At 55.4% G+C, this 4,001-nt stretch carries 4 protein-coding genes; 2 read left to right on the top strand and 2 right to left on the bottom strand.

All coding sequences use genetic code 11. The features are described 5' to 3' along the window. Positions 1–469: 469 nt before the first annotated feature. Positions 470–1,243, bottom strand: a complete 774-nt coding sequence (locus tag ACYVJT_RS15065) for a hypothetical protein (RefSeq protein WP_343959615.1) — start codon at positions 1,241–1,243, stop codon at positions 470–472. Positions 1,244–1,295: 52 nt separating this feature from the next. Next, positions 1,296–1,583 (bottom strand): hypothetical protein, encoded by a 288-nt coding sequence (locus ACYVJT_RS15060; RefSeq protein ID WP_343959612.1) that lies wholly within the window; start codon positions 1,581–1,583, stop codon positions 1,296–1,298. 180 nt (positions 1,584–1,763) lie between these two features. Here ACYVJT_RS15060 and istA point away from each other — a divergent pair, with 180 nt between their 5' ends. Next, positions 1,764–3,371 (top strand): IS21 family transposase, encoded by a 1,608-nt coding sequence (gene istA / locus ACYVJT_RS15055; RefSeq protein WP_343959609.1) that lies wholly within the window; start codon positions 1,764–1,766, stop codon positions 3,369–3,371. Further along, the gene (locus ACYVJT_RS15050; RefSeq protein ID WP_343959607.1) at positions 3,371–3,883 is read left to right on the top strand and encodes an ATP-binding protein; all 513 of its coding nucleotides are present in this window, start codon (positions 3,371–3,373) and stop codon (positions 3,881–3,883) included. The genes istA and ACYVJT_RS15050 overlap by 1 nt, the downstream gene beginning before the upstream one ends. Positions 3,884–4,001: the final 118 nt, after the last annotated feature.

The raw sequence follows: 4,001 nt of genomic DNA, 5'->3' as shown, positions 1-4,001 counted from the left end.
TTGCACTTCCATCGAAACGCGAGCTCCCCATGCCTGTCCTGTGCGACACGCCCGAACCAATCACCAATTTCCGGTCCCTATCCGCGCAATCTCTAAGCAAAATTACTACCTAGATAGCGCCAACCGATCGGAAACCGCCAAACGAACTCGCAATAAGCCGCCAAACGGAGTTGAAAGTCACACAGCATGTTCTCGTCGTCTGTGAATGTGTGTAAAGGGGTATGCCCTGTTATGCGTCTCGTAGCCTGGCGCGAGTGCACTGGAAAGCAGAGTGGAGCCATCGATTTATACCTGGGTGCAGGCTAGCAGTGGATGGGCGGAGAAAGGGATACGCCCGAGCTGTTGGGTAATCAGAATGATCGGTCGCCGGGTGCACCATGAGACCCGGACGCTGTCTTCGGAATCCTTAGTCCATGGTCGTCCCGGTTTATTGTGGTCCGCAGCTAAGTGCTGTAGGTCAGGGCCTGCTTCAGCCTTGAGAAACGTCGGGAAGTCGGGCACTTGCTACCACACCCAGGATGCCCAAGAGTGCTAAGAACAGCAACGCCCAGCTGATGTGCACCAGTGCCAGCAAGGAGCTCAGACCGCCCACGAGCAATAAGATGAAGCCCATTGCCGAGTTGGACACGGCGACATAGATGGTGCGTTGATCTCCTTGGGCCATGTCGACCACGTAGGTCTTTCTGCCAATGCGGACACCTGTGTGCATGAGCGTCACTGCAAAATAGGCTGTTACGAACAGGAGGTTTCCGAGCCAGGTATCAATAACGACTCCCGGTACGACAGTCACTACAACGGTGGTGATAATGATCGCCGAAGCGACACCAGCACCAAGGCTCATCAGTTTTTTGCTGGAGCGGTCAGCAAATCGTCCAAAAAGCAGGCCGCCGATCAACGCTGCAAGTCCCGAAGCAATGATGAACCCACCCAGTCCCGTGAGACTTGAAGCCCCTGATTGGGCCGATAAGGTGACCAAGAACGGTGGACTCAATGACGAAACGAGTAGGAGGCTGCGGACGGTCACAAAGTGTCGAAACGGTAAGTCTTCTCGCAGCAGAGTCACCATCTGCCTTAACCAGTTGTTGGAGTCAGGTTCCGTTTTCTCGACTGGGCCGGGCCGGCCTGAAGCCTCACCGGCAGGCTCACGAATACCGGCATACACTGCAGCAACCGCGATCCATAAGACGACGCCCAGGACCAGCAGCCAGAGGAGCTGTTCTACCGAAAGATCATTTCCTCCCACGATCCGGATGATAAGCCCAGGGTGACGGCGACAAGACCGGCAGCCGTGGCGGCTAAGCCGTTGACCTGCCCCGTTGCCCTTTTGGCACGGTGCGGCCCTGGACGTCTTTGGACGAGATAGAACACAAGCAGCGCCCCAACGCGAACACCGCCAAGGCTGCCACAATAAGCACCCCTGCGGTCAGTCCCTCTGCCAATGCGGCGGTGGATACCATCGCAGCAACAGCAATCGCTTGGATAAAGGCGCCTGCCACGAAAACCCATTTGCGGTATCGCACCCGAAGGATCAATGGGGTCAGGAATGCCTGCGGCAGCATAGAGCCGGCTTCGCGAATTGGCACAAGCAGGCCCGTCAGCGCCGGTGGGACACCTAATGCAGCAAAGAGCTGAATAGTACGGCTTTTTGAAACCAGGTGTCTGGGTAGTGGGTACTTGGATTCTGGCTATTGGGAACCGCGGGGTTCAGTGTTAGTGGTGGCAGTCACCGTGGCTGTCATCATCTAGCAAAGGAGGTCGACCAGATGGTTGACCACAAACGTATTATGTCCTTGTTGATCCAAGGTGTGAGTTATTCCGATATCGCGGCCAGGTGCCGGTGCTCGCGGGCAACAATCAGTAAAATTAATCGCGTGGTCAAAGATCACCAGTTCACCGTCAACCAGGTCGAGACATTAGGACCTGAAGAGTTGGCGGGATTATTTCCGGATCAGCGCTCTGGAGTGTCAGCCGGATTCGTGGAACCGGATTTCACAGCCATCACGGATCGACGAATCCGCCGAGGCGGCAAATCGACGTTGAAAGTCGAATGGGAACGGTATACGGCTGCTGATGCGCCACCGGGTTTACGGTTCTATAGTTATCAGCAGTTTTGTGCCCGTTTCAACGACTACGCCCAGGTGCATAACCTCACCGAGAAATTATCCCACGAACCCGGCCAATGCCTGTTTGTTGATTGGGCAGGATCCACGATGGCTCTGGTGGATCCTTTGACTGATCAGACCACCAAAGTGTCGGTGTTTGTGGCCTGTCTACCGTATTCCGGGATGATCTTTGCCAAAGGGTTCCTTGATGAAAAGCTCTCTTCGTGGCTGAGGGCGCATCAAGATGCGTTCGCTTATCTGGGTGGGGTGCCAGAGATCATCGTGCCCGATAATACGTCCACGGCCAGTGTGCGTATTCATGTTGACGAGGCGGCGCGCAAAGTCCAAGAAACCTATTTTGCTTTTGCTGATTATCACGACTGCGCGGTCGTGCCAACCCGGGTAAATCGGCCAAAAGATAAAGCAGCTGTTGAGACTGCGGTAGGCATTGTGGATCGGTGGGTCATCGAGTATCTGGAAATCGAGCAATTTCACTCCTTGACGGAGCTCAACGAAGCCATCGCTACCCGGATCGATCATATTAATGCCCAACCATTCCGCGGTGGTGAGACCACCCGGTTTGCTGAACTTGCGGCATTTGAGGCCCCGCATTTGCAGTCCTTACCGGAGCGGGCCTGGACCCAATCGGTGTGGCGCAAAGCAAAAGTCGCACCCGATTATCACATTCAGGTTGATCACCGACGGTATTCGGTGCCCTACACCTATGTTGGCACCACAGTAGATGTGCAACTGACAGATACCGAGGTGCTGATTTCAGCCGATAATCAGCGCATTGCCGCACATCACCGGAACACCGGTCGCAAGGGCTCCTACACCACTGATGCGACCCATGCTCCGGCCAACCACCAGCTGACCGCTTCCGTATGGTCACGAGACCGGTTTATCAACTGGGCCACCCGAATCGGCCCAGCGACCGTGCAGGTGATCACTGCTATCTTAGATGCCGCCCGGATCGAAGCCCAAGCCTATGCCACCTGCAACAACATTCTGGCCCGGTCCAAACAGCAACGCCAGCGATTAGAAGACGCCTGCCAGCAGATTCTGGATCGCGGGTTAGCGCCCAGTTACACCAGCGTACGCACCATGATGCAAGCTCTGGCGTCTAACAGAATAAACCCGACCACACCACGCCCCGCCGAGACCGGCGATATCCCGGAGCTGCCGTCAACGGTAGCTTCTCGCAGTGGGCATGTTCGCGGGCCAGACCACTTCCGCGCCACCGGCTTAACTGGGCAGGAGGCTCGCTAATGTTTACTGAAGAACATGTGCAATTACTAACCAGCTTCCGAGTCCGCACCTTTGGGCTGAAAATCCAAGAAATGCTGGATGACCCGGACTACGATGAGGTCTCTTTTGAAGACAAAATCGTCGAAGCCATCGAAGCAGAACACCTAGCACGCACCAATCGCAAGATCGAGAAATACCTCAAAGCTGCCGGTTTCAAAAACCCTGACGCCAGCGTGGAAGACATTCACTACCATCCTGACCGGGCCTTGAGCCGAGAACGCATCAACCGCCTGGCCAAGCTGACTTGGATCGATGACCCACTCAACGTAGTCATCATCGCTGCCACTGGCGCCGGCAAGAGCTATTTAGCCCAAGCACTGGGCGCCCACGCGTGCCGCAACCTGCACTCGGTGGCCTATTGGCGATTATCCGAACTGGCCACCCAGCTTGAGCTATTAGCCACCGATCCAGAAAAACGCCACCGGCTGATCACTTCGGCCATCAACACCGGCGTGTTGATTCTGGACGACTAATGCAAAGGTTCGCATTAGTCATCTTATGTAAAGCAAAAGATTATGCGAAGTTGGGTCGCTGTGCCCTGTTCTGTCTGGACGGATGCAGGGTTGTACTTCGCATAACTTAGGCTCCAAT

Source organism: Yaniella soli (assembly GCF_054782375.1).
The sequence above is the reverse complement of the archived record's forward strand: the minus strand, read 5'-3'. Positions and strand labels throughout refer to the sequence as shown.

Coding starts and splice junctions, on each gene's coding strand:
- istA (WP_343959609.1), top strand. CDS start 1,764: ATGGTTGACCACAAACGTATTATGTCCTTGTTGATCCAAGGTGTGAGT.
- ACYVJT_RS15050 (WP_343959607.1), top strand. CDS start 3,371: ATGTTTACTGAAGAACATGTGCAATTACTAACCAGCTTCCGAGTCCGC.